The sequence below is a fragment of the Acidovorax sp. PRC11 genome, assembly GCF_031844105.1.
GTDB lineage: Bacteria > Pseudomonadota > Gammaproteobacteria > Burkholderiales > Burkholderiaceae_C > Paracidovorax.
In genome coordinates this window covers 150,338-175,969 of the sequence record NZ_JAUZUQ010000012.1, presented here as the reverse complement: position 1 = coordinate 175,969, position 25,632 = coordinate 150,338, and the positions used below count along the sequence as shown (strand labels likewise).

Sequence of the window (25,632 nt, the reverse complement as noted above, 5' to 3'; positions counted from 1 at the left end):
ACGACATGCAAGGTGTTGGTCTCTCAACGGGTTCCGCTACAGCTTTGAGGTCGCGGCCATCACCGCTGCGGGAACAGCGATGCGTCGCAGCCTTTCTCAGCGACGCATGTGCGGACCGCAAACAGCTCGCCGCCGGGAGGCAGCGGATCAGCTTCGCTGGCCCACTCCGGGGAAGCACTATCTGCAGGCTGACGTCCAGCAGTTTCGACGCGGCGGACCTGGCGGCATAACCCGCTGGAGCGACGCTTCCCACTGGTGTGTTCGCGTTCACCACTTATGGCTGTCTCGATTGCCTCAGCACATCCAACACCACGTCGCGCTGCCCCCAACGTCCGGTTCATGCAGTTCGGCCTGCGGTCCGCAGGAGGACCCGAGTCCTGGTTCGAACTGCCGGCCTCGGAAGTGAGCCTGAGTTCCGACAGGAAAACCGTGGCGTACCAAGTCGCGGACAACCAGGCGGGGTACTGAAACTAGAGATCGGCCGCATCGATGATCCATTCGCGCCGGTATTGCTGCTGCTTGCCGCGCCCGCAGTTACCAAGGCAATCCCCGCGATGTCCGATTGGGGAATTCTCGTCCTAAGTCTTCTGCTTCTCCTGTGGACGTGGGCCAGAACACACGTGAGCCGTAGGTAGGCCGACTTCCGTCCCTCCCCGCGACGAACTACTTGATATACCCCCCCAAGACCTAAAGCCGTAGGGGAAGCCCAGAGATCGAGGCTAGGAGACGCTGCGCTGCTAACCTAGTGAGCAAAACAAGCTTATCGCGCCAGATAGCGTACATTGATCCTTAGCTAGGGGAGGTACTCCTAGTCGTCAATTTGCCCGGCATAGGGCTGGTGATAGGGAGGAATGCATGTTGGACTTCGACGCCCTTGGTGGGGCAGGTGACGGGACGACCGGGATCCTCGAGCCACGACAAATCTTCACAACGCTTCAGCGGCAACCTCGGTTCAAGTTTCCGTCGGCGAACCAAGGCGAAGTGTTGGACAAGTGGTTCGAGAAGCGGGAGCGGGTAGACAACACTATCAAAATGAACACTGGCTCAGGCAAGATGCTTGTCGGTCTTCTTGCGCTGCAGAGTTGCTTGAACGAGAAAATCGGACCCGCCGCATACATTGCGCCAGACAATTATCTCGTCGGCCAAGTCCTTCAAGAGGCTCAGGATCTAGGTATTGCGGTAACTCAAGACACTAATCATGCTGGCTTCCAGTCTGGCTCGGCCATCCTGATCGCAAACATCGACAAGCTGGTAAACGGAAGATCAGTGTTTGGCGTCGGGCTTGCCGGCACCCGAATCACTTTAGGCAGCGTTGTGATTGACGACGCACACGCATGTCTTGACGCTGTGGCGGATCAATTCAGCATAGATCTCCCGTCCGGCCACGCTGCGTACAGCGAATTGTGGAACCTGTTTAGCGACGACTTAAAGAAGTATTCGTACGTCGGATGGCTCGAAATCGCCCGCAGCGACATACAAAGCCTGATGGCTGTACCGTTCTGGGTTTGGCAGGACAAGAGTGCTCAAGTGATAGCGATCCTTGATGCCCACCGCGATACGCAAGAACTCAAATTTAGCTGGCCTCTGCTCAAAGGGGTAATTCCCTTGTGCGTTTGCGTCTTCGGCGCAAATGGTTTGCAGATCAAGCCACGCTGTATGCCCATCGAGCAAATACCTGCGTTCGCACGTGCAAAGCGGCGAATCTATATGACCGCCACGCTGGCGGATGACGGCGTCCTTATTACACATTTGAACGCCAACCCCGCCGCTATTGCCGATCCGATCAAGCCCAAGGGGGCGGGCGAAATTGGCGACCGAATGATTGTTGCTCCGCAGGAGGTCAATCCAGAGATTAAGGACGAGGAAGTCAGAACGCTGGCGAAAGCAATCGCATCAAAGCACAACGTTGTAGTACTGGTCCCGTCTTTCGCTAGAGCGAAGTTCTGGGAAGATGTTGCCAATCAGACGTTGAGCCGTGAAACGATTGCGAACGGTGTCGCGGCTTTGAAGGCCAAGCACGTGGGGCTGACTGTGCTAGTCAACCGTTATGACGGTGTAGACCTTCCTGAGGACGCGTGTAGACTCTTAATCGTCGATGGCATTCCTGAGGTGCATGATCTCGCGGAACGACTTGACGCTATGATGCTTGATGGCACTGAACTGCAGTTGCTTCGACAAATCCAGCGCATTGAGCAAGGAATGGGGAGAGGGGTTCGCTCAAACGAAGACCGCTGCGCGGTCCTTCTGCTGGGCGCGCGATTGACGCAACGGGTCAACTCGCCCGAGGCTCGACGCATGTTTACTCCCGCCACGTTAGCGCAAATCGACCTCGGCAAAGAGGTTACGCGCCAGCTAAAGGGTAAAGCCATTTTTGAATTGCAGCCCATTCTGGAACTCTGCATAAACAAGGATAGTAAGTGGTGGTTAGCTGGCCGCCAACGACTGGCGAAAGCTCCTGAGGGTAGCGTCAGCCATATCGACACAGCCACTCCGCTCCTCCGAAAAGCATTCGACCTAGCTACATTGGGCCAATGGACGGCTGCGGCTGCGGCTTTGCAACCAGCAGTGCATGCAGAAACGGCACCAATGGTCCGTGGATATTTGAAGCAGCAACTTGCCGAACTAATAAATCCAGATAGTCCAATTGAAGCGCAGAAATTGCTACTTGCGGGGATCTTGGATAACCCACGAATTCTCAAACCACTTCAAGGGGTTAGCTACAAGCGGATACCGACGAACACACGCAGTCAGGGGGAAAACGCCGAGGAATTTGTGAGAACACGCTTTATAGATCCCAATGGCCTTGTCCTCTGGACTAAAGCGCTTCTTGCAGACCTTTCATGGGATCCGGATCGTACCGACGCATTTGAAGCAGCGATGCAGGAATTAGGTCGGTTTATCGGGTTTGGCTCCCAGCGACCTGATAAAACGTACAAAGATGGCGGTCCGGACAATCTGTGGGCAATGACTCCCACTAAGTTCGCAATTATTGAGTGCAAAAGTGGAGTGGCGGATAAGGACAAGGCGATCACTAAAGATTTTTGCAATCAATTGCTGGGCTCCGAGTCTTGGTTTAAAAATCGCTATGAAGCGAATGCCACGACGGACCTCGTCATCGTTCATCCTTCGAGCAAGTTCGGTGACGCGGCATCGCCGTCAACCAACATGCGTGTGATTGACGTGCAATCGCTTGACAAACTCAAGATGGCGATTGACGGCTTTGCCAAGGCGGTGATTTTTGGGGATACGACATTTGCCCCACCGGCAAGGATCGCTGAAGCACTTGTGCATTTTGGACTTGATTCTGCCCACATCATTTCCCGGTACACGGTGAAACCATCCTGACCGTTGTCAATTGACGCGGTCGACTGCGAACGATGGAAATTTGATGCCAAGAGGGGCACAAGTCTGTTGACGAAGATGTCTCGGTAGTCATGCGACTTGTGCCTTGCAACTCGCTCAGGCACTTGAACAAACCGGGGCTGTGCGTGCTGTCCGGTTTCATGGCAATTTCGGTTGACGAGGGCGATCAGAGCATCTCCAGTCAGCGCTTCATGCCCCGCAAGCTCTACCTAACGGATGTCAGCGATGAAGAATGAAGCTTCGCTGCGCCCTACTTGATCCTCATGGACCAGCGCGCTCCCCAACGTGAGTTCGATCTGCGCGAAGTTTTCAACGCCCTGCGCTGGCTGGTGCGTGCGGTGGCCATGGCGAATGCTGCCCAATGATCTGCCGCCCTAGGAGGCGGTTTACCAGCAGAGCCGCCGATGGCTGGATACAGGCTGCTTCGAGGCGATGCTCTCGGATCTGCGCTCCATCATTCGCGAGGCACAGGGGCGTGAAGGCCGGCCCAGCACCGTGATGATGGATGGGCGCCACGCTGCGATCAATCTGCGAAAGCGGCCTCCGCGTAGCCTACGACGGCTACAAACGCAAGCGTGGTAGAAAGGTGCATATGGCTGTGGACACGCTGGTCCACTTGCTGGCAGTGCATGTCACATCTGCAAACGAACAAGAACGTGCACAGGTGAAGCGCCTGTGCAAAGACGTGAAGCAGGACACGGGGCACGCGGTGAAACTGGCCTTGGCTGACCAGGGCGATATAGGTGAAACGGCATCAAAGGCCGCGCAGGACAAAGGCATCGACCTGCAGGTCGTGAAGCTGCTCGGGGTTAAGGGGGGCTTCGTACTGCTGTCGCGGCGCTGGGCAGTGGAGAAAAGCTTCAGCTGGCTGGCGAGGTTTCGCAGGCTCTCACGAGACTATGCGCGGTTGCGGGAAGTGTTCGGCGGATTGGATTTCTTGGTTTTCGCTGTGCTCATGTTGCCTGCCGCTGCACGGGTGCTGGCTGCGGCGGCAAGTTCATCACGCTTTAGTCATGTTCTGCAGTGCGCTGTTCGGCAGTCCCATCAAGCTCACGGTTTTTCTCTGCAATTTCGTCCACTGCGCATCGCCTTTAGGCTCTGCTAGCTCCCAATACATCGGAATCGACACGCCCCCGTACCCGGCGGTGTCCGGATGTGAAGTGCGCACGCTATCGCATGCGCACGGCCGTTGCGGAGGTAAGTTGGCGGACGCCCGCGCTGGCGGCTATCTGCGGCACCTACGGCCCTCCGGACGATTGCTCAGGCGGGCTTGTTGAGCGAATGCCGGCTCCCATTCAATAAAGACAGTCTTTTTGGTTTTTCTTCAGATTCCGCATCGGTCCTACATGGCACTGCAGAGGTTGAGCTTCCAGCCCATGGGGGAGGCCACATATACTGATGTTTTATACAGTGTATGCTTCGCACGCCGTTGGAGCTTCCATGACGACCTTTGCTGCTCCCCATCCTACGTTCGATCCAGCCATGCTTCCGCGACACGTCGCAGAGGCAGTTTGGCGTGGATCGGAAGTTGGAAGTGCTGTATCGGGCACGGTATCCACCGGCTTTCCTGTGCTGGACGCAGAGCTGCCAGGTGGAGGGTGGCCCACCCACAATCTCACCGAGTTGCTCATGCCACAGGCTGCCTTGTGCGAGTGGCGCGTGCTCGGTCCTGCGCTGCCGTCGTTGTTGGCCCCAGGAGGGTGTGTTTACCTGGTGGGACCTCCCAAACAGCCACATACGAGTGGCTTGGCCCAGCTAGGACTGCCGCCTGAGAAAGTCGTTTGGATCCAAGCATCCACGCCGGTAGATCGGCTGTGGGTCACCGAGCAACTCTTGAAGTCCAACCCTCAGGGCGCGGTGCTGTCCTGGCTCCCTCAGGCGAGACCGGAGCAAATCAGGCGTTTGCAGGTCCATGCGCAATCCTGCGAGGCCGCCGTGTTCCTTCTCAGACCCACGACTGCACTGTCCAGCGCGTCGCCGGCACCGCTGCGGGTGGCCATAGCACTGGGTACAGGATGGCAACTGGAGGTCCGAATCCCGAAGCGTCGCGGTGCCTCCCTGAATGAGGCGCTGGTCCTTGAAGCCATCCCGGCCGGCTTGACACGTGTGCTACCTCCCAGGCTGCGGACTTCACAGGCACAGCCCGTCCACACCAATAACCGCAAGGAGGTCGTCAATGCTTGGGCATTGGGCCGCATTGCTACCCCTTCCGCAGTCAGCATTCCCGCATCCCATTGATGCTGGGTCTCTGGGCACGTGGGCATTGCAGTTCACGCCCCGGGTGGCCTTGCTGGAGGATGCAGTGGTTGCAGAGATGGCTGCGAGTGCGAGGCTTTATGGAGGCCTCGATGCTCTGCGTGCGCTGGTGGAAGCCGGTTGCAGGGATCTAGGCGCCAGGATCGCCTGGGCGCCTACGGGTTTGGCAGCGCTTGCGCTCGTACGCCACGCTACTGATCCCCTCGCCGCAGACGGCTTCCATACCCCCATCGCACAGCTGCTGGACCGCTTACCACTAGGCGCGCTATCGGCAGTCGCCGCGCACCAATCCACGTTGGCGCGTGTTGGATGTCGCACGCTGGGAGATGTCAGGCTTCTACCTCGTGGAGGTCTGGGCCGCCGCTTCGACAAAGCACTGTTGAACGCGCTGGACCAAGCCTACGGGTTGCGGCCCGAGGCCTACGAGTGGATTGCCCTGCCAGAGACGTTTCATGCTCGCTTGGAGTTGATGGCACGTGTAGAAACTGCCCCCGCACTGTTGTTCGGGGCAAGACGCCTTCTCGTGCAGATGGCGGGGTGGCTGGTGGCGCGGCGACTGGGTGCCACCGCATTCACGCTGCGTTGGTGCCATGACGTCATGCGGGCCAAGGATGCCGGCACCGGCGGCGAACTCACCGTGCGCACAGCCCAGCCTACCCAGAACATCGAGCACTTCGCACGCCTGCTCTCCGAGCATCTCGCAAAGGTGCAGTTGCAGGCTCCCGCAGGGGATATCGAGTTGCTTGCGTCAGAGGTTGCCCCGATCGTCGAGGAAAGCCGTTCTCTACTTCAGGACACGCTGCGCCAAGGCGTCGAGACAGAGTTTGCCCTCGAGCGCATCCAAGCCCGGTTAGGCAACGATTGCGTCCGCCGTCCGATCCTGCAGGAGGACCATCGGCTCGAATGGATGCAAGGTTGGACAAGTGAGCCCGTGAAGCGTCGCAAAGGCGGCGAGCCCGTCCATGCGCTGCCGTTGCCCACCTGGGTACTCGACGAGCCACTGCGGCTCATGGAGCGCGACAACCGTCCCTACTACCAGGGGCCACTGCGATTGCTTCTTGGGCCTGATCGCGTCGAAGGCGGATGGTGGCATCGGACGGGAGAGGGAGACGATGCACGGACCTTGAACGTCCAGCGCGACTACTGGCTGGCCCTCAGCGCCCACGCTGGCGTGCTGTGGGTTTTTCAGCAGCGGCTGGCGGGCGACCAGACCGCCTGGTTTCTCCACGGGCATTTCGCATGAACGAGGCCACATGAACCGCAGGCCTCGCACCATCCCCGAGTACGTAGAGCTGCGCTGCGTGTCGAACTTCACCTTCCTGCGCGGCGCGAGCGACCCAGAGGAGCTGGTGGACCGCGCGAAAGAGCTGGGCTATGGCGGGCTAGCCTTGGCGGACGAGTGCAGCATGGCAGGCGTGGTCCGAGCCCATGTGGCGGCCAAGGCAGCGGGTCTGCCGTTGATTCTCGGCTCGCAGTTCTGCGTGCAGCCGCGCACTGCGGACGAGGCGTGCTTCACGGTGGTGATCCTGGCTCAGAACCTCAACGGGTACGGCAACCTTTGCGAGTTCATCACGAAGCTGCGTCGCGCGTCGAGCAAGGGCGAGTACCACCTGACACTCGGTCACATCGCTGGAGCCGAATTCGTGGACTGCCTCGCGCTGCTCTGCCTCGATCGCCAATCCAGCGATGCGCAGCTGGAAGCAGCGGGAACATGGGCGCTCCAGAATTTCCGGGGTCGATGCTGGATCGGCGTAGACCAGGTGCGGCAACTCGATGACGAGGTATGGCTGCACCGCATGCGCACTTTGTCGGAGCTGACGGCCTTGCCTCTGGTGGCCGTGGGCGACGTGCATATGCACGTGCGGTCGCGCAAGCCGCTGCAGGACGTGTTGACGGCTACGCGGATTGGCAAGCCGCTCACGGAATGCGGACGCGCTCTGCACCGCAGCGCCGAGCGGCACTTGCGCACGCGGCTTCGGCTCGCACAGACTTTTCCGGCCGATCTGCTCGCCGAGACGCTGAACGTGGCTGCGCGCTGCAGCTTCTCGCTCGACGAACTGAAGTACCAGTATCCCGATGAGGTGGTGCCGCAGGGCCACACGGCTGCGAGCTTCCTGCGGCAAGTGACCTACGAGGGGGCGGGTCGGCGGTGGCCGGAAGGGGTGGCGCCCACGGTGCAGGCACAGATCGAACACGAACTGGAGCTGATCTGCGAGTTGCGCTACGAGCATTACTTCCTCACCGTATACGACATCGTGGCTTTTGCGCGATCGCGGCACATCCTCTGCCAAGGCCGAGGTTCGGCCGCCAACAGCGTGGTCTGCTACTGCTTGGGCGTGACCGAGGTGGACCCGGCGCGAATGTCGGTGCTTTTCGAGCGCTTCATTAGCAGAGAGCGCAATGAGCCTCCGGACATCGACGTGGACTTCGAGCACCAGCGGCGCGAGGAGGTGATCCAGTATCTGTACCAAAAGTACGGCCGCGACCGGGCGGCCCTCACGGCGACGGTCATCAGCTACCGCCCCAAGTCGGCGATCCGTGACGTGGGCAAAGCACTTGGGTTCGATCTGCAGACGCTGGATGCTCTGGCGGAAGGACAGAAGTGGTTTGATGGAGAAGATGTTCGACTCGAGCGCTTCGAAGAGCTGGGCATGTCTACGGCGGACCTGGCTGTGCGCCAGCTCATCACGCTGACGACCCAGCTGATCGGTTTCCCGCGGCATCTCTCCCAGCATACGGGCGGCTTCGTGCTGACGCGCGATCGGCTGTGCAGGATGGTCCCTATCGAAAACGCCTCCATGGCCGACAGGACCGTGATCGAGTGGGACAAGGATGACCTCGACGCTGCAGGCCTCCTCAAGGTCGATGTGCTCGCATTGGGCATGCTGTCGGCGATCCGGCGCGCGCTCGACATGATCGGGCTGCGTCGCGGCTATGTGTTCGGCATGCAGGACATTCCTGCCGAAGACAGCGACACCTACGACATGATCTGCAAGGCCGACACGATCGGCGTCTTCCAGATCGAGAGTCGGGCCCAGATGAGCATGCTGCCGCGGCTGCGGCCACGCTGTTTCTACGACCTCGTGATCGAGGTCGCCATCGTGCGGCCTGGGCCGATACAGGGCGGCATGGTGCATCCGTACCTCAACCGGCGACAGGGCAAGGAGCCCGTGACATATCCTAGCGAGGCGCTCAAGACCGCGTTGGGGCGGACCTTGGGCGTGCCCGTGTTCCAGGAGCAGGTCATGCAGATCTCGATCCTCGCCGCGGGTTTCAGCGCGGGCGAGGCGGACGGTCTCCGCCGGGCAATGGCGGCTTGGAAGCGCAAAGGGGGCCTGGGCAAGTACTACAGCAAGATCGTCGACGGCATGACGGCGCGCGGGTATGAGAAGGCCTTCGCCGAACAGATCTTCGAGCAGATCAAGGGGTTCTCGGAATACGGGTTCCCCGAGAGCCACGCTGCCAGCTTCGCGTTGCTCGTCTATGCGTCCTGCTGGATCAAACGGCACGAGCCTGCGGCGTTTCTCGCTGCGCTACTCAATAGCCAGCCGATGGGCTTCTACTCCGCAAGCCAACTGGTGCAAGACGCCCGCCGACACGGTGTGGAGGTGCGCCCGGTCGACGTGATGTACAGCAACGCGGAGACCTCGCTGGAGGACCTTCCAGACACCCCTGCTGTGCGACTGGGCCTGCACATGATTCGTGGCCTGCAGGCAGCCAGCGCACAGCGCATCATGGATGCGCGCGGCGACGGGCCGTTCGATAGCGCCGAGGAGCTGGCGCAGCGCGCTCGGTTGGCGCAGCCCGAGATGAAGCTGCTTGCAGCTGCCGGGGCGTTGGCCACGCTCTCGGGGCATCGCAGGCAGCAGGTGTGGGATGCCGCGGCGCTTCACGCCGCTCCTGAACTGCTGCGAGAGGCTCCTGTCGATGAAGACTACCTGGAACTACCCGCCGCACCGGAAGGCGAGGATGTCGTGTGGGACTACGCGTCCATCGGTCTCACCTTGCGTAGCCACCCAATGGCCCTGCTGCGCAGGCGTCTCGACAAATACAAGCTCAAGACCTCGGAGGAGCTGCGCCGCACACCGCATGGCCGCGTGGTGCGGACCGCCGGCATCGTGACCCTGCGGCAGCAGCCGGAGACGGCCAAAGGGACCATCTTTGTGTCGCTGGAAGACGAGCATGGCGCCACCCAGGTCATCGTCTGGCGCGGCGTGCGCGAGGCCCAGCGCCAGGTGCTGCTGGAGTCCCGTCTCTTGGCCGTCAAAGGCCGCTGGCAACACGAAGGAGAGGTGTGCAATCTGGTTGCGGATCGGCTCGCGGACTTGTCGCCGCTGCTCGGGCGATTGGCCACAGAGAGCAGGGATTTCAAGTGAGAACGTGATGCAAGGGCACTTGTTCGGAGACGATTCCATCCAGTCGTCCATCAACGGTCTGGTCTACCAGGAAGGGTTTCTAAGCACGCAGGAGGAGCGGGAGCTCATCGACGTGATTCGGTCGCTGCCGCTGCATGCGGCCAGATACAAGCAGTACCTAGCACGCCGTAGGGTGGCAAGCTTTGGCGGGTCGTACGACTTCGATGCCAACCGGCTTCTCCCTGGCGTTCCTCTGGACCTACGGCTGCATCCATTGCGCGAGAAGGTGGCCCGGTGGATCGGGCACCCGCCCGAAGATCTCGTGCATGCGCTCGTCGCCGAGTACGCACCAGGAACGCCTCTGGGTTGGCATCGGGACGTCCCGCACTTCGAAACCATCGTGGGCGTTTCGCTCGGCGGCTGCGCGACCTTGAAGTTTCACCCCTATCCCGACGAGCCGGCGGCACGGAAGGTCGTGCAGTTGGAGGTGGCGCCGCGATCCATCTACAAGATGGCGTCCGAAGCGCGGTGGGAGTGGCAGCACAGCGTTGCGCTGACGGCCCAGCTCCGGTGGTCAATCACCTTCCGTACGCGCGTCGCAAAAAGCTCCTCCAGAACTTCAGCCGCTCCTCAAGCTAGTCCTTTGTTCGTGGGAAATGAGCGGGATGCAATCAGCGAGATGAGCGATGGCAAAGTGGTCCAATCGCAACTTCAGCATCACCACACAGCGAAGTGACTTCTCTTCATTCTTGGCACTATAAATTTCGAGCATCTGTGGCCCTGGCGCTATGCCTTGGCATCGCATGCAGCCCGGCAATTGCTCGTGCGCCGCGCTACGAGAGTGCTGCGGCCATCACACCGCAACCCACCAGTTTCGCGCAGTGCCCGGAGTTCTTCGCCAATGGTCAGCCCCCTCACATCACATCGCAGCCCCAGCTCCGAGAACTGTGCTACGAAGCCTTCGCTGTGCTCCATAGCGGCGAGAGCAAAACACCTCTGTACGTGGCTCAACGCCTCACGCGTCAAATCATTGACGACGCCGATGAGAAACGAGCTAAGCGGTTCTTCTCCGACGCTCGTCTTCCTCGCGGCGAACGGGCAGAGTTGGAGGACTACAAAGGCTCTGGCTATAGCCGCGGGCACATGGCGCCTGCGGGTGACATGCCCACCCCGACCGCCATGGCGCAAAGCTTCAGTTTGGCCAACATGGTTCCCCAAAATCCGCAACAAAACGGAGGGGCCTGGAACAAGATTGAGCAGGACACAAGGCGCTACGTTCGCCGTGCTCGGGGGGACGTGTACGTCATCACCGGGCCGGTTTTCACGGCAGAGAGCCCGAGAATAGGCGCAAGCGGCGTGCGGGTGCCAACGTATCTGTTCAAGCTCGTCTATGACGCTTCAACCCAACGCGCATGGGCTCATTGGCAGCAGAACCGTGAGGGAGAGAAAGTGAGTCCGCCTATCAGCTACCAAGAACTGGTGAAGCGGACAGGCATAGAGTTTCTGCCAAGGGTCACCGTGCACGACTGACAACCAGGCCAAGCGCAGACTGGGACTACGCGCAGCTGGCGTGGCAGGGCTAGCAACGCGTCGGTACGAAGTAGTCGATCAGCTGACTTGACCGTTTATTTCCTCCAACCCTTCAAAGCAGCTTTGGCCCGGTGACGGGTTCGTTGAGAAAACTGCTTTCCAGGAAGCGTTTCCAGGGCAGCGGCTACATCAGCGTCAACTGGAGCGCCTTGCTCTATCCATCGCAGGGCTAGTTCGACCCAGTGCTCAGTAGGCCAACACAACCCGGCGAGAAGAACAGTCTTTGCGCTGACCGAGCCGGCGCAGAATTCACTGAACTGTCGTTCAAGAGAAATGACAATGCCAGGGGACATGTCGGCTGCCTGACACCCGTGCGAGCTTGATGCATCTACCCTCGCTGCTGCGGGTGCTGTACTTGCAGACTGTGCCACCATCCATCACCCATGAACTTGCTTGGTTATCGCTGCTCACGACGGGCTGCGGCTGCCGCCATCTCAGCGAGGAATGGCCCTTGCTGAGGTACTTCGATGACGGGTTTCTCAACCAAAAACTGGTCACGATCTTTGCCGGCAATCCAAGCTGGCGGCTTGCCCCTGCCGGTCCAGGTAGCACCAGTCTGTGGATGCCGATACTTAGCAGTGACCTTCTTCGCAGCGGGACGCCAAGGGAACACCTGCTGAGCGGTGAATCCGAACTCTGAAATCATGGTGTGGATCTGCGCCAAGGCTTCGGAGGCAGCATGTTTTTTCTGCCGCGCGATTTCGGCGTCTAATGCCTGCTGCTCAGCAAGCAAACTCTGCAAACTCTTCATGGGTTTCAGCGGCCGATTAAAGACTCGATCTTACTGGCTTCATCAGCGCTGCCCGGCAAGCATTGCTCTTCGTCCGGCACCGACTGGATGCCGTCCTTCACGATCACTACTGAGCAGTGCTTCGCCGCCACATTGCGTGAAAATGACCTCATGACGACCATGTCAGCAGGCCCCCTCACCCCGTACATTCCGGCCTCCACTCCTCGCAGCGCAGATGTGATCCTCTACCTAGACCTCGACGGAGTGGTCCACCATGAGAAAGTGCTTTGGCATCCCCGCAGGGGCATCTACATGAGCCCGTACCAAGCGCCAGGCCATGTGCTGTTTGAGTGGCTTCCCATTCTGGAGGAGGAACTGGCCTCACACCCCTCCGTTGCGCTGGTGCTCAGCAGCACTTGGTGCATACGCCCGGGCTATGCCAAGACGCTCCAACACCTGCCCGAGAAATTGCGCTCGCGATTCATCGGCGGCACGTATCACAAGCGCGTTCATGGGGCCGATCCATGGAACTTGGCGTCATTCCGCAGCACCCCACGAGGTATGCAGGTCCTGGCAGACGTGCAACGGAGGAAGCCGCGATGCTGGATCGCGCTGGACGATGACGTAGAAGACTGGCCCCAGCTCGCCATTGACAACTTAGTAGCCTGCGAGGGCAACACCGGACTTTCGGACCCGGAAGTCCAGCGTGAACTGCGACGGAAGCTGAGGCAGAGCGCGGCAGCATGATAGGTAGGTCGAGCCCTGAGCAATTTGGTCTGGCGGCGGCCATTGAGATCTGCTTCAGGGGCATCCATTGGCGGAGGATGACGAAGCAGGCCGCACCGAGCAGCGCGACGCCCGCTACGCCAGAAATCCGCGTCGCAATCTGCGGATCTTCATGCTCACGTAAACCCATGATTTTTATGGACTAATTGGCTAATCATGAGGTATTTTTGCGGCTAAAGCTGCGGCTATCGTGGCGCTCCTAGACTCATCGATTGTGCGCTGCACGAACTTGGTTAGGGCGGGGATGTCGTTCTCTGGAGCCATAAAAACCCGTTACAGAAGTTCATGCAACCGCGTGACCAGTTGCTCGCCAGCGACTGCTGTGAGCCCCTTCTTACCATCTACCAAAAACAGCGACCTGCAAAACGGCCTATAGAGCCACGAACGATCGTCCACAGCCAGCCAGGGCAAGTGGATAGCTTGATGGGCCCACAGCCATGCACGGCACTCCGCCTCGCGCTCGTAGCCGACCAGCGTATCGGGCACGTCCGTTAGTTCGCAGTACCTGGGCGTGGCCCCGTCAATTCTGGCTGCCACATCTGGCGAGAAGCGCTGCCGAAGCTGCTCCAGCGGGTACTGCAGCCGCCAAGTACTGGTAACTACCAGCTTGTACTCGGGGAATCGGCGCACCGCACCTTCCAGCCACGGCAAGCAACAAAAGTGCTTCGACTCATGGCAATGCTCTGGATGCAGAACTCCATCGAAATCCAAAAAGAGCACGAACATAGCGGGGGCAATCTAAGACAGCTGAGGATGACAGCAGAGTCTCACTATAGCAATGAGACCATTTAGTCGTGGTCTTTTAAGTCCTGCCGGGCGGAAATCGGGGCAATGTCCTCCCGGAAGAACGCCAACCCCCAAGCCAACTTTGGCCGTGCGCTGCAGCAATTGCGTGCCGCACGAGGCGTCACTCAAGAGGACATGCTGTTTGCAACCAGCAGACGGCACATCAGCCGGGTTGAGCAGGGGCACCAAGTGCCGGGCATTCGTGTCATTGAAAGTTTGGCCGAGAACCTGCAAGTCCACCCTCTGACGCTAATCACCGCCGCGTACTGCCCGGCCCTGGACTCAGCCTCGATCAGCGAGCTCCTTAAGATCGTGAAAGCCGAGTTTCGTACCTTGAGCTCTGGTCAGGCCGGGCACCGAGACTCAAAGGGCTCGGAGACGTTTTGAACGAGCAGCCTTAGCCCCTGCATCAGTTCTGCGCCTATGCAGCCATCCTGACGATGAAGCATGCGGTTCACGATTTCCCGATCCACCGTAACGCTGAGCAGAGTCATGACCTGATGCAAGGTGTCCATTGCCACATCCAGGCCCTCGCCTGAGCGCTTCGCTCCTGCCTTCGATAGCAAGAGCAAGCTGATCGGCAACGCAGCACTGCCAGGCCCGCGCGCCGTGTCCCAACCCTGGCCAGCCAACAAGTCGCGCAGTTGATCGGAGACCAGCAGAAGCTGCTGATCTTCCAGCGCGTCCGGTAAGACGGATTGCCATCCACGCAGGTCGATGAGGCTTGCCAATTCTGGTTCACCGAATTTTCCAAGGGTCGCTTTTTCCACACGCAGCATGATCGTTCGTTCAAGTTAACATGAGACCGATTGGTCCCATGGGAGCCGGGAGCGTGAAGATACCGCAGCAATCGGATCTGTCTAACACTTGTCCAGCTCCCGTCCACCAATGGAAAGCTTCTGGTTGCCTGGATGCGCTCGCATGGCAACCGACCCGTTGCCCTCTATGCACCTTTGAAGAATCGTTTGGATCTCACCCGTTTGGCTGAACTTGATCGGCAGTTCTGCGAGTTTGCAAGACTGCAGGGAAGCGCTGCACCTAGATGTGGCTGGGCGAAGACCATTCGTCTTGCCCTAGGCATGAGTTCTCAAGCACTAGCCAGCCGCCTAGGTATGACGGCGCAGGGCGTCCGAAAACTAGAGCAGGCAGAGGCGAGCGGAACTATTTCCCTTAACACACTCTCCAGGCTCGCCCGAGGGCTGGACTGCGACGTGCATTACATACTGGTTCCGAGGGTAAGCCTGATCGAACAGGTACTTCGGCGAACACACGCGATCACCGGCATTGTCGAGCCAGAGACGTCCAAGGTCGCTGAAATAATCAAGGATCCAGAAGCGCTACAGTCGTTGTCAAGACTACTATCTCAAGTCAACAAGAGAGGACTTTGGTAAGCCTAGCAAGCCTAGAAAATGAAGTGGGATGAAGCCGTCGGTGCGTCAATAGCAAGCAAGCTCAAGGAGCCCGCCACCATCAATGGCTGAACTGCTCACATGTCAGGCAGCGTATTCGAAGCAACCAAGATACACGGACATGCGGGACGCTCGGACGTCATCACGGTCCGTCTTGAGGTTGGAGCGTTCATGCGCACGGCGCCGGAGGCTAGCCTCGAAGCAGAAGATTGGTCTTGCAAACTCGGCAAGAAACTGTGATCGTAACCTCGTCAAGGGGATGTCCGTGCCAACCTGGAAGTGGAAGTTCCCGACGTCCGCTCCTCGCGCCTTCGTGCAAGGCCGGCAACCGTACTTGCGGCCTTCGCGCGATAACTCTGCCCTGTCCGTTCTTCTATAGTTGCCGGACGCTCAGGCTTCAGGGGATAGGTGGTCAGCGCAGCTCACTCGCCTTGATGGGGAAATGCTCAAGCAACGAGCTCTTGCAGGAAGTCGGTAAGCGCCTCTTTAGGGGCATCTTTCTCCGAGACGATCATCTCGATGCCCCAGTGTCTAAGAACCTCTTCGGCAATTGGGTTTGGACGATTCGCGAAGATGTAGGACTTCGGTCTAGCGGAAGCCAACGTCGAGCGATTCCACATCTCGGTCAGCTTGTAGAACAGCAACCGGATGTTGAGGTCGTTGAGGCTGTATCCGAGGAAGAGGACCGAATTGCCCAACACATCGTTGCGCAACTTGATGTCCAGCGGCGTGTCGAAGTTCAGCCTCTGAAAGTAACTGGTTTCGTCCAGGACGATAGATTCGTCTGCATCGAAGTCGCCATGGAACTTGATGATCTGGCGATGCTCGTCTCTGACGGAAACCAAATCGGCCACGCTGGCTATCTTGTCGTATCTGACATCGTACGCATCGTGGGCGTACTCAAGCCAACGGTCATAGTTAGTCGTATAGATCCGGGAGAAATTGCCTTCGGTTATCAGTCGATGGATGTCGGATGTCTTGATGTCGGTCGAGGACTTGTGCCACTCGCGGTCCATCCAACTGCGCAGCGCGCCCAGGCTGCCCTTCTTCCTCTTGTAGAACTCTGCGAGCGCCAGATGATTGCCGTAGGTCGAGAAGATTCGTGGGTCGTAGCCCAACTCATTGGCGATGTGCCCGATCAGCTCACTCCAACTGGGCAGGCCAAGATTCGCGGATACGCCAGCGCCTACGAACAACATCAGCTTGCCCGCACGATGCGCTTCCAGCAGTTCGGCTTTCATTTCACGTCTTTCGCAGCTATGAGGTGGTGGGCGAACTTATCCAGCGCCTTGCGACGCATGGAGATGGAGTCCTTGGCAGCACCCATCTCGGCAAACGTCTGCGTGCCCCCATCTGGCACGAACACGCAATCCCACTGGAAGTCCTTCGGGCCTGCAGGCATGCGAGGCACAGTACCTTCGATAGCGCCCTCGAACAGGTGCAACCGTCGACCGTCACAGTACCCTAGGACCGTTTTGGCCGTGACTTTTGCGTCGCCGAGCCCCTCCACGAGATTTGCGAAGCGATCGGCCTCCAGTTTGTCCCAGAAGATCTGTGTCAACCCTGCAGGAAGGCCATTGAGGCCACTCAAGTACAAGCCCGTATGCTCAACAAACAGTGGGCGACCGATGGACTCGAACGCCTTGATCAGCTTGTCCCGCACCAAGGCCTCTACGTCCTCGGTCTGCAGTTCCTCGATCTTCTTGGAGACCGCCACGATGTCCACGCCTGCGGGGGCGAGGATCCGTTGCACTTCAGCGACCTTGTTGGGGTTGCCGGATAGAAAGCGAATTTTCAATTGAACCCCTTCATGAACGAGTAGCGTTTAGCCACCTCGTACTGCCGTAGCATGTCGCCGATAGACAGCCCCTCGGCCATCGCCGCGGCTTGGTCATCGGAAAGGCCGCGCTGGTGGATTGCGGGGTTGTCAGAGCAAATCACGAACGGTACGCCGTGACGGCGAAACTCTTGAAGTGGATGCGCTTCGTTCCGTGGCACTGCGCCCGTGAGCCGATTGCTAATGGGGCAGACCTCAACACAAATCCCCTTGGCAGACAGCAAGTCCAGCAGCTCCTGATCCCTCCCGGCCGCCGTCCCATGGCCGATCCGATCTGCGTGAAACAACTCCACGGCAGACCGAACGTTCTCGGCACGCCCCGTTTCACCGGCATGGATGGTGATGCCAAGACCGAACCGGTCCTTGGCTTCGCGGAAGAGCGCGGGTAGTTCAAGGGGATAGGCTGTCTCTTCATCTCCCGCGAGATCGAGCCCAACAACGTCCTTGGGCTCGTCAAGGTCCTTGTAGGCCTGCAACAGCGTGGCCAGATTCGATGCAGCGTAGTCTCCTCGCGTGACTGTCAGAATCAAGCCCCGTCGGATACCGTGATGCCGCGCGGCTTCCCCGGTAGATTCGATCAGACGCTCCAATGCATCTGCAGGCGAGCAGCTCTGGAGACCGGTGAGGTACAGGACGCTGCTGCGGAGCTCGACGAATCGTACGCTGTTCTCCGCCAAGCTCGCAGCGACAGCGTGCGCAAGGCGACCAAGGTTCTGGCGCTTCTTGGGGAAAAGCCGTAGTACCTGCCAAGGCGTCAGGTAGTCCGCAAGAGACTGGCATGGCGCCGGCCGGACCATGTCTCTTGCGAAGTCGAACCCTGAGGGCAACACCGTCGCCTCGTCGGCCATGATCTCCCGAATTGTTGGCGCCGGAATGGCGCCGTTCAGGTGCACATGGAGTTCCCCCCGATCGTGCACGAATGCGGTCGAGTGTGCTTCGTCTGCGCCATCCGGGATGCCGGGCTCTCCCTGCATGCCTGGCAAATCAAGCTGCCGTAGATCCACTCGCCCTCCCTGAATGTAGATGTCGGGTATTTACGCCCGCTTTGAAGAATGCTGGAATGCTAGCGTTTTATCTGACCGCGGCCCTTAGAGCAGACCCGCAGCATCGACGAACACGCCACCATCGTGGAAGCCATGCGTTCAAGGCACCTTTAGCTGGATGAGAAGGCCTTGATAGTGACGTCTGGTCAAAGTCGCATGTTCAAGGCTGGTGCGGTATCCTCATGCTGCAGAGGGAGGCGGCCATCAGGACCACACTGAGTCCGCCCAGTTGAGGGTGTAAGTCAAACTTGGCATGACATGCACCCAAGAATCGATTTGGGGGACTGATGTCTTACGGCGCAGAAGAATTTTTGGCCTTGATGCACAACTGGATGAAAGATGCACGCTTCCACCACTTGGTGCGCTATGGGCAGGAACGTCATTGGCTATCCGCAACAGGTCTGCGCGAGACTAACCATAGCGACATCCTGGCGTGGCTACTTGATCCTTCTGAAGGGCATGGTTTGGGCGATTTCTTCCTTCGCCGGCTGCTTGTGGAAGCGACCACGGCTGATGACAACGCGAAGGAGGTCAATCACCTGATTGACCGTGGGTTGTGGCCGCCACTCGTTGAACTCTTCGCAGACGGATTGCACGGATTCCAGGTTGGGCGAGAGGTGCCTTGTGGTGATGTCACCATCGCAAACCGAGTAGAGAAAGGCTACTTGGATCTACTGCTTATCGATTGCAAACGGAAGCTCGCAGTGTTGATCGAGCGAAAGGCCAGTCGCTTGGCGCACGAGCAGCAGCTAAAAAAATACGAGGCTTGGCTGGAAGTTAATCTCAAAAAATACCAGGTCCTCCGTGTCGTTTCGGACACAGGATTGATAGATCAAGCAATTGCGCGCGAGCGTAGCTGGTTGGTGGTGGACGACGATTGGCTACTCGACGGCTTGCGTGCCGCCATCAAGCAGAACCGCGCGTCCGACATAGTGTGTCGCCGTTTGGCGGACTATCTAGCCACTGTGCAATGGAGCGAAGACTCTGATTGTTTTTATTCGGGCATCGAATCCGATCTCGATTTGTTTGCAGCTGAGCACAGCAAGGAGATCAAAGATCTGCGCAAGATGCACCTCCTAGACATTCCAGTTCGCCGATTGAATGTCCGAAGCCTGATGGGAACGCTAATCCCCAATTTATCTCGCAGGAAGATTCATGGGGCGAGGAAACTTGCCATCGAGCAGGCCGGCGAGCTAGCGTCGCGCTACTCCGCAGTGATCGAGGCAGTGCTCGATCGCAACCTCTATAGCACCCTAGAAGCAGATGTGGAAAAGAACCATCCAGGAGAGTTTGCTTTCTGGCATCGTCGACTCCGTTCTGGTGAGCAGGAGATGTGGATTACATCCAAGATCTACGAGGAGCGGAAACAATGGCCGCTGGTCCTGGAAGTCCAGCAGGTCGAGACAACAAATGATGAGCTGGCAGATAGACCAGAACCAATCGCAAAGACTCGCATTCGACTGAAGTTGCATAGCAACGCTTTCGAAAGTGATGACACCGAGCTTGACGCGCCCACTGCCGTTTTACAGGTCTTCAATCGCCAGAAGACTAGCCATGAAAACGTTACTCTGCGACGGGCCATGCTGAAGAAAGAAACACTTGTCGCGAAGGATCTCGCAGAGTGGCTCGAGGACCTTAAACGCGTGACAAAAGCAGCAACTGCTGGACTTACTATCATGGGCAGAGGATGAACTTTGTCGCCAGAGGCCATAAGCCCCAGCTCCTGTCCAATAGAAACTGGTAAGACACCATACTCGGTGCCATCCGTATACGGTCAGGCCAAAACGGCGGTCCATCAACGCAAGTCAAGCATTGATTGGATTAATTTGGAAATGCGGCGCCAGGGAGGCTGTTCGTGACTAACGCAAGACGTGAGTACAGTGAAGCTGAAACGGTGGCCCTGCTTTCTCAGGTGGGCGGGAGATGCCCCCTCTGTGACAAACCCTTGTTCTATAAAAAGGGAAAGCGTCAGTTTAAAGCCTATGAGCTGGCCCACATCTACCCGTTGAATCCTCGCCCCGAAGAACTCGTGGTACTGGCAAATGTGCCTAGGCTGAGTACTGACGTTAATGATCCCGACAACTTGATTCCGCTATGCGAGAGTAGTCATGCAGAGTTCGACAAACCCAGGACGGAGGCGGAATACCTGCGATTGCACAATATCAAGCGAGAAGCCTTGCGTGAAGAGCGTCAACGCTCGCTCGCATCTCAGTACCCGCTGGAGAATCAGATTAGCGATGTCGTGGCACTTCTGCACAGCGCAAGCATTGAGAGCGACTTGGGCGTTGAACTCGCGCTAACGGCAAAATCGTTGGACGAAAAGTTCGATACAACGATGCCACCGCCAACCAAGCGCAAGGTTAGAAACGCTGTCGGAGACTATTTTCGCTACATCCAAGCCGCCTTCCTGGAGCTTGAGCGTAACGATCCAGGCTGCACCGAGTTGATTTTCATCCAGGTCAAATCCTTCTATGTGATGCAAAAACGAGAAGGGCTTCCTCAGGGCCATGTATTTGCCAACTTGGTCGCCTGGATACATGCACGCACTCAAGCTCAAACCCTGGAATCTGCTGAAGCCGTAGCATCATTTTTTATTCAGAACTGCGAGGTCTTCGAATGATCACGCCAAATAAAGTAGTCCCCCTATCTGCCTCAGTCCTAGGAAATCTGCAGCATCTGCTGAAAATGGGTCCGGATGACACGACTGTGGCAGCGATTTTTAAGGAGTCAGGCGACAAATTCGAGAGCATCGATCAATTCTTGCTCGCCATGGACGTCCTTTACATTCTTGACCGCCTCTCGGTCGATTTCACGACAGGGAAGGTTTCTTATGCTGCGTGAAATCCGTTGCGAGAAGTTCCGCACTGGAATCGTCACGTTCCACCCTGGCCTTAACGCAGTACTGGGCGATGACAACGCAACCAATTCTATTGGCAAGTCCACCCTTCTGATGCTGGTGGATTTTGTGTTTGGCGGATCAACGCTGCTGGACTGGAATGACGACATCGTTAGCGAGCTAGGCCCGCATCACTATGATTTTGCGTTTGAGTTCGACGGCGAACTCCATCGATTCCGGCGTGAGACGGCAACTCCCGAGACCGTGTATGTTTGCAACGCGGTATACGAGGTCGATGATGCGATTTCGCTACAAGAGTTCACAGCTTTCTTGAAGCAGGCATACGGGCTTGAGCAGGCGGGACAGACATTCCGGTCCGCTGTCGGCCTCCACATGCGCGTGTGGGGGAAGGAAAACCTGATTCCTGATGCGCCCTTGCACGTGTCCCCGAAGCAGCGATCAAAGGACTGCATCGACAATCTCATAAAGACTTTCAACAAGTTCGAACCGATTCAAGAGCGAGATGAAGCTGCCCGCGTCGCGGATACAAACTGGAAACTTATCAAGGCGGCAGCTGCTGGTCACCTGATTCCCAAGGTAAACAAGACCGGATACACGCAAGCAAAGGTACAGATTTCAAATCTGGAGCGTGAACTCGACGAGGTGCGCCGAAATCTAGCTAGCTATGCGACTAGCCTGAGTGCAGTGATCAACAAAGAGATCTTGGAACTCAAAGAGAGAAAGGATGATTTGCTAGAACGTCGTTTGGTTGTGGCGGGACGACTCCAGCGCGTCGAACGAAATCTCGGTGGGCGTCGCTCCCTGCGCGGCAGCAACTTCCGAGACCTCCAAAGATTTTTTCCCGAGATCAATGTAGAGCGCCTAGCCGAGGTGGAGTCTTTCCACGACGGCGTCGCCCGGATTCTTACTGAGCAGCTGAAGGAGTCTAAGCAGCAGTTGTTAGATGAGCTGAGGCTTATCGATGAGAGCATTTCCAGTATTGAAGCTCAGATGGCGGCGGCGCTAGGATCGGTGGAGCAGCCAGAGTCGTTGGTAGATCACGTTTACAAGATTGCGTTGTCCTTGCAAGAGGCCAAAGCAAGCCGGGACGGGTTCGAACTCGAGCAAGCAAATGTTGAGAAAGTGCGATTAGCGAAAGAGGCGCTCACGGAAGAAAAGCAGCGGATTCTGACTGAAATCGAGACAATCGTGAACGACGGCATGCGAGAAATCGTTCGTGACGTTGCTGGTGAGCATCGGAAAAGCCCCCGGCTGTCTCTCCGCGATACGAGTTACAACTTCGAGGTGTTCGAGGATACGGGCACTGGCACAGCCTTCTTCGGCTTGGTGCTCTTCGATCTTGCCGTGTTCCGTGAGACCAACCTTCCAGCCATTGCTCACGATTCAGTGCTCTTCAAGAACATCTCCAACGACTCGGTAGGCCACCTCATTTCACTGTACGCGGAATCAGAGAAGCAATCGTTCATCGCGCTGGACGAAATCAAAAAGTACGGCGAGGGTGCCGCCGCAACTTTGGTCAAACAAAGCGTCATTCAGCTTAGCGATCAAGCCGTGCTCTATATTAAGGACTGGCGCCCGAGCCGGCCGACTATGCCGCCCCTAGACGGCGAATAGATGGCCGATGCACTTAGATCGAGCAAGCGGTTCGGCTGTCCGGGGAAGTCGGCCCGTGCAGCGTGCTCATCGCAGTCAGCAGCGCTGAGGGCATGGATTCCGTGGTGTATTCCCGCGAGATGCACAATGCATGGCGTGCCAAATAAAATGACTTTATCAGCTTAATCAGGTGACCACCTCCCCCGTACAACTGGCACGATCGCCGAAACAGATCGAACTCAGAACTCTCCACCTCGACGCTGATAAGCGATTTGTCTTGTGGTGGTACGGCGCAATTTGCCGTTCCATGCACAAAAATCATGTACCTCGAGTTGTTGTGTGGTTCCGTCAATTACACAACGATGGCACGTTGGGCAACTTTTTTTCGAGCAATGTTGCCCTGACAAGTCTGGGACAACTACGGATAGGCTCTGTATGGGAGGCCAAGCGGTCAAGGTTCCAGGTCCAATACGGCAGGCGGGAGTTCGACGTGAGCTTCCGAGAGGAAGATTGGACTCATGCATGCAGTAGCGCCCAGCATCGAAGCGAGACCGGAGCCGAGCTGATTCCTCAAAGCGCATACCCGCTTCGATTCGGCGCAGGAGACCGCAGCAAGCTTCTTAGGATGAAAAGCAACCAAGGCACGCTCTTGATACCGTGTCTTGAGTTCCTACGGTGCTATGGTCGCGATCAGGAGATCAATCGAGTCTTGACCACATACGGATGGGGCGAAGTAGTCCATCGGCTGCGGCTCGATGAACCCGTCCCTTCCATCGCTGGTTTTCGTGTAGTCGACTTGCCGTGGTTTGCGACCGATGCCGATGCCCATCTTCTGGCACACCTGAGATATGAAGCCTTCACACATCGAAAGGTGCGAGGTATCCACGCTGAAATCGAGAATGATCTAGGCCCCCCTGGTTCCAGGAATCGGTTCGCGTTCCCGGCCATTGGGCCGTGGTTCACAGGTCCCGCCAGGATCGAGGTCGAAGGGCTGGAGATCTCATCAGGGTCATTCCTGGGGCTGCGTATCACTGGATATACGGTTCCATTGAAGCCGAGCATCCACATCTTGCGCACTGAATTTCCTGCAACTGGTAACGAGGACTATTCTGGCAATCCGCACCCTGCGCGACATAGTCGGGATATCGAAGAAGACGAGATAACACCAATCGGCGACGACCTCACACCGGAACATGGCACCGAAATGCTTGTGATCGCCGATCCCTCCATTCGGCTGCTCGAAGCTGCACCGGTCACGAAGCTCACCACCGACAAATCGATAGCGCGAGGGGCTCCTGGTCCGGCTGCTATAGCAGCTGAGGTGAGTGCGCCAGGCGAGGTGGGAGGTCCAGGGAAGGGGATTGGCCTTGCGCGTTTCGTCTCCGACATTGAACTGGAGCAAAAGGGGGCACTGCGAGACCTATGGAATGGGCTGCAGCACCTTCAATCGCAACACCCTGAGATTTTGACCGTTCTGAATTGGTTCAGTTTCGAGGGCACGACGTCTCCAAGTACCACTCAAGAATTCAAGCTTCTGAGCTTGGGGTTTCCAGAGGATGTGAAGGGCGGAAAATCGCTCAGTGCACGTGCGTCGAAGTGGGTGTACATGTACCCCGACGAGCCGACAAAGCCACGTGGCGTTTTAGTCGTCGAGGTCGGCTCACCCCTGGCCAACGGCTACGTGTTCGAGGTGCAGCGACGTATCATGTCCAAGCACTCTGACAAGGGTGCCAAGGAGGAGCCGTATTGCGGACTGACTATAAAGGCCCCCGCCGGAAAGTCCCCAGCCGACTGGATTCCAGAGGTGCTTTTTCAGATCGCAGAGGCCGAGGGGATCATGAAAACGGCACTTGCAAACTTGCCCTCGCTTGATGGCCAGGACTACCGGAGGTCCTTCTCCAGCTCGGACGAAGTAGCTGGCCAGTCGACAGCAACCAATGCACTGAGTAAGTTGGGTATCACGTTTCCCAAACGCACCCGCGAAGGTACCCAATCGCAACGGGAAAAGTAGGCGTTCGCTGCCATAGCGCGGCGACTGGGCTGCAAGTAAAGCAGGTAGGACTTAATCGATTGCCTGCACACTCGTAGACGCACCTGGCGGCTTCGGGAGCCAGTACTTTTCGCCCTCGACCACCAGTTCGTAGCCGGTGTCCATTTCCTCCAGCGCCCCGCATTTCAGAAGACTCTTGGCCTGAGCGCGTGATCGCTCATGGAAGTAGGCCAGGGCCATGTGAAGCCAACGGTGTTCAAAATCTGCAGGCCGCGGCTGCTCTTTTGCAAGGGCAGCAAGCTGCTTTCCTAGAGCATCCCGCGGCTTGATGCGTCGATAGCTAGCCCCCTGCAAGGCGCTCAGCTCTACGCCGTGCTTGGACCTCAGGAACCCCAGAAAAGCAGAAAGGGCTGCCCTTTGTCCAGGCGTTACCTCTAGCAGCTTCTCCACGGCACGGTGGTCGGGCATCCGCTGCCATCCTGCGTCCGCGTGCTCCAAAAGCGACCGAGCGGGACGCAACGACAATCGCATCGACTTAGGTTTTATCTGTCCGGCACTGACCTTGGCCTGAAGGACGGAATAGAACTCATCCAACAGCCGGCGCGCCAGCGTTCCCGGCAGTACGCTCGCAACAAGTGCCTGAGATCTCCCCAGTTCTGCCGCAGCTTCTTTTTCTTCCGCGTTGATCGTCACCGCGCCGCAGTTTTGCACCCACCGCACAGGTAGCGCGAACTTTCTTAGTCCAGCAGTGCCAAACACGCGCAGCATCAACGACGCGCTCCATGGATCTTTTTTCGCATGCTTGTCCAGCACTTCGAAGAATTTCACGTGCCGGGGAAGTGCTCGAACAAGGCGCGGAAGTTGAGTCTCAGCCATCGCCCAGCTGACATAGCTCTGAAAGGCTTCGCGAACCCTGGTGCTGGACAACAGTTCGCGCAGCTGCGCACCGACCGCCTCGCATCGCCCCTTCCAGTAGCAACCTTCGCAGCGGCTACCACGCCCCGCAGGCATGGGAGAGGCACACGTTTCGCACTTTG

23 protein-coding genes and 1 pseudogene are annotated in these 25,632 nt (G+C 58.0%); 16 read left to right on the top strand and 8 right to left on the bottom strand.

Annotated elements, in window-relative coordinates:
* Positions 1-257: 257 nt before the first annotated feature.
* The 8 genes and pseudogenes from Q9R47_RS24320 (at position 258) to Q9R47_RS15355 (ending at position 11,504) form a co-directional block, all read left to right on the top strand.
* Positions 258-635, top strand: a complete 378-nt coding sequence (locus Q9R47_RS24320) for an IPTL-CTERM sorting domain-containing protein (protein ID WP_404977154.1) — start codon at positions 258-260, stop codon at positions 633-635.
* A 220-nt stretch (positions 636-855) separates the two neighbouring features.
* A complete protein-coding gene (locus Q9R47_RS15385; protein WP_311234071.1) occupies positions 856-3,345 on the top strand; it encodes a helicase C-terminal domain-containing protein in 2,490 nt (829 codons plus the stop codon).
* A gap of 281 nt (positions 3,346-3,626) precedes the next feature.
* Positions 3,627-4,363: pseudogene (locus tag Q9R47_RS15380) on the top strand (IS5 family transposase); the annotation flags it as partial.
* A gap of 398 nt (positions 4,364-4,761) precedes the next feature.
* Positions 4,762-5,601: a translesion DNA synthesis-associated protein ImuA gene (gene imuA / locus Q9R47_RS15375; RefSeq protein ID WP_311234070.1), complete on the top strand. Its 840-nt coding sequence runs from the start codon at positions 4,762-4,764 to the stop codon at positions 5,599-5,601.
* Positions 5,540-6,862 (top strand): DNA polymerase Y family protein, encoded by a 1,323-nt coding sequence (locus Q9R47_RS15370; protein WP_311234069.1) that lies wholly within the window; start codon positions 5,540-5,542, stop codon positions 6,860-6,862. Before imuA ends, Q9R47_RS15370 begins: the two co-directional genes overlap by 62 nt.
* A gap of 10 nt (positions 6,863-6,872) precedes the next feature.
* Positions 6,873-9,995, top strand: a complete 3,123-nt coding sequence (locus tag Q9R47_RS15365) for an error-prone DNA polymerase (RefSeq protein WP_311234068.1) — start codon at positions 6,873-6,875, stop codon at positions 9,993-9,995.
* A gap of 7 nt (positions 9,996-10,002) precedes the next feature.
* The gene (locus Q9R47_RS15360) at positions 10,003-10,710 is read left to right on the top strand and encodes an alpha-ketoglutarate-dependent dioxygenase AlkB (RefSeq protein WP_311234067.1); all 708 of its coding nucleotides are present in this window, start codon (positions 10,003-10,005) and stop codon (positions 10,708-10,710) included.
* Positions 10,711-10,790: 80 nt separating this feature from the next.
* A complete protein-coding gene (locus tag Q9R47_RS15355) occupies positions 10,791-11,504 on the top strand; it encodes a DNA/RNA non-specific endonuclease (RefSeq protein WP_404977155.1) in 714 nt (237 codons plus the stop codon).
* A gap of 457 nt (positions 11,505-11,961) precedes the next feature.
* Here the strand turns inward: Q9R47_RS15355 and Q9R47_RS15350 are convergent, their stop codons facing one another.
* Both Q9R47_RS15350 and Q9R47_RS15345 read right to left on the bottom strand, forming a co-directional pair.
* Positions 11,962-12,315, bottom strand: coding sequence for an H-NS histone family protein (locus Q9R47_RS15350; protein ID WP_311234066.1), 354 nt, complete (start codon positions 12,313-12,315; stop codon positions 11,962-11,964).
* A gap of 5 nt (positions 12,316-12,320) precedes the next feature.
* Complete coding sequence (locus Q9R47_RS15345) at positions 12,321-12,467, bottom strand: hypothetical protein (protein ID WP_311234065.1); 147 nt, start codon at positions 12,465-12,467, stop codon at positions 12,321-12,323.
* On the opposite strand from Q9R47_RS15345, the gene Q9R47_RS15340 reads away from it, so the two are divergent.
* On the top strand, positions 12,466-13,041 hold the full coding sequence (locus tag Q9R47_RS15340; RefSeq protein WP_311234064.1) for an HAD domain-containing protein: 576 nt from the start codon (positions 12,466-12,468) through the stop codon (positions 13,039-13,041). The two genes, Q9R47_RS15345 and Q9R47_RS15340, sit on opposite strands and share 2 nt — an antisense overlap.
* A 312-nt stretch (positions 13,042-13,353) precedes the next feature.
* On the opposite strand, the gene Q9R47_RS15335 is transcribed toward Q9R47_RS15340, so the two are convergent.
* Positions 13,354-13,806: an HAD domain-containing protein gene (locus Q9R47_RS15335; protein ID WP_311234063.1), complete on the bottom strand. Its 453-nt coding sequence runs from the start codon at positions 13,804-13,806 to the stop codon at positions 13,354-13,356.
* Positions 13,807-13,911: 105 nt separating this feature from the next.
* Here Q9R47_RS15335 and Q9R47_RS15330 point away from each other — a divergent pair, with 105 nt between their 5' ends.
* Positions 13,912-14,253 carry a helix-turn-helix transcriptional regulator gene (locus tag Q9R47_RS15330; protein WP_311234062.1) on the top strand — a complete coding sequence of 114 codons (342 nt, stop codon included), beginning with the start codon at positions 13,912-13,914 and terminating at the stop codon, positions 14,251-14,253.
* Here the strand turns inward: Q9R47_RS15330 and Q9R47_RS15325 are convergent.
* Positions 14,211-14,645 carry a hypothetical protein gene (locus Q9R47_RS15325; protein ID WP_311234061.1) on the bottom strand — a complete coding sequence of 145 codons (435 nt, stop codon included), beginning with the start codon at positions 14,643-14,645 and terminating at the stop codon, positions 14,211-14,213. The two genes, Q9R47_RS15330 and Q9R47_RS15325, sit on opposite strands and share 43 nt — an antisense overlap.
* A gap of 132 nt (positions 14,646-14,777) precedes the next feature.
* On the opposite strand from Q9R47_RS15325, the gene Q9R47_RS15320 reads away from it, so the two are divergent.
* Positions 14,778-15,257: a helix-turn-helix domain-containing protein gene (locus tag Q9R47_RS15320; protein WP_311234060.1), complete on the top strand. Its 480-nt coding sequence runs from the start codon at positions 14,778-14,780 to the stop codon at positions 15,255-15,257.
* A 464-nt stretch (positions 15,258-15,721) separates the two neighbouring features.
* On the opposite strand, the gene Q9R47_RS15315 is transcribed toward Q9R47_RS15320, so the two are convergent.
* The 3 genes from Q9R47_RS15315 to Q9R47_RS15305 are packed head-to-tail and all read right to left on the bottom strand — an operon-like array spanning position 15,722 to position 18,086.
* Positions 15,722-16,516: an SIR2 family protein gene (locus Q9R47_RS15315; protein ID WP_311234059.1), complete on the bottom strand. Its 795-nt coding sequence runs from the start codon at positions 16,514-16,516 to the stop codon at positions 15,722-15,724.
* Complete coding sequence (locus Q9R47_RS15310; RefSeq protein ID WP_311234058.1) at positions 16,513-17,073, bottom strand: non-canonical purine NTP pyrophosphatase; 561 nt, start codon at positions 17,071-17,073, stop codon at positions 16,513-16,515. Before Q9R47_RS15310 ends, Q9R47_RS15315 begins: the two co-directional genes overlap by 4 nt.
* Positions 17,070-18,086, bottom strand: coding sequence for an adenosine deaminase (locus Q9R47_RS15305; RefSeq protein WP_311234057.1), 1,017 nt, complete (start codon positions 18,084-18,086; stop codon positions 17,070-17,072). The genes Q9R47_RS15310 and Q9R47_RS15305 overlap by 4 nt, the downstream gene beginning before the upstream one ends.
* 356 nt (positions 18,087-18,442) lie before the next feature.
* Here Q9R47_RS15305 and Q9R47_RS15300 point away from each other — a divergent pair, with 356 nt between their 5' ends.
* The 5 genes from Q9R47_RS15300 (at position 18,443) to Q9R47_RS15280 (ending at position 24,616) form a co-directional block, all read left to right on the top strand.
* Positions 18,443-19,846: a PD-(D/E)XK nuclease family protein gene (locus tag Q9R47_RS15300; protein ID WP_311234056.1), complete on the top strand. Its 1,404-nt coding sequence runs from the start codon at positions 18,443-18,445 to the stop codon at positions 19,844-19,846.
* Between the two features lie 164 nt (positions 19,847-20,010).
* Positions 20,011-20,775 carry an ABC-three component system protein gene (locus Q9R47_RS15295; RefSeq protein WP_311234055.1) on the top strand — a complete coding sequence of 255 codons (765 nt, stop codon included), beginning with the start codon at positions 20,011-20,013 and terminating at the stop codon, positions 20,773-20,775.
* Positions 20,772-20,996, top strand: coding sequence for an ABC-three component system middle component 7 (locus Q9R47_RS15290; protein WP_311234054.1), 225 nt, complete (start codon positions 20,772-20,774; stop codon positions 20,994-20,996). Before Q9R47_RS15295 ends, Q9R47_RS15290 begins: the two co-directional genes overlap by 4 nt.
* Positions 20,986-22,626, top strand: a complete 1,641-nt coding sequence (locus Q9R47_RS15285; protein WP_311234053.1) for a DUF2326 domain-containing protein — start codon at positions 20,986-20,988, stop codon at positions 22,624-22,626. The genes Q9R47_RS15290 and Q9R47_RS15285 overlap by 11 nt, the downstream gene beginning before the upstream one ends.
* 604 nt (positions 22,627-23,230) lie before the next feature.
* Complete coding sequence (locus Q9R47_RS15280) at positions 23,231-24,616, top strand: hypothetical protein (protein WP_311234052.1); 1,386 nt, start codon at positions 23,231-23,233, stop codon at positions 24,614-24,616.
* A 51-nt stretch (positions 24,617-24,667) separates the two neighbouring features.
* On the opposite strand, the gene Q9R47_RS15275 is transcribed toward Q9R47_RS15280, so the two are convergent.
* Positions 24,668-25,423 (bottom strand): hypothetical protein, encoded by a 756-nt coding sequence (locus Q9R47_RS15275; RefSeq protein ID WP_311234051.1) that lies wholly within the window; start codon positions 25,421-25,423, stop codon positions 24,668-24,670.
* Positions 25,424-25,632 lie beyond the last annotated feature (209 nt).